Raw genomic sequence first — 214 nt, forward strand, 5'->3', positions numbered from 1 at the left:
CGGATGACGCGTTCCTGGGAGGGGCCGTTGGGTGCGGTGAGGCCGTTGCTGGTGCCGTCCTGGTTGATGGCGCTGCCGCGGATGAGGGCGAGGACGCGGTGGCCGTTGCGGTGGGCGTCGGTGAGGCGTTCGAGCATGACGAGGGCGGCGCCCTCGGCCCAGCTGGTGCCGTCGGCGGCGTCGGCGAAGGGTTTGCACCGCCCGTCCGGAGCGA

At 73.4% G+C, this 214-nt stretch carries 1 protein-coding gene; it reads right to left on the reverse strand.

Going from position 1 to position 214, the window contains the following annotated elements; genetic code table 11:
- Positions 1-214: beta-ketoacyl synthase N-terminal-like domain-containing protein (locus ACYF6T_RS44855; protein WP_461703744.1), on the reverse strand; the 214-nt coding region annotated here is incomplete at both ends.

It is taken from the genome of Streptomyces sp. 7R007, from assembly GCF_054850255.1.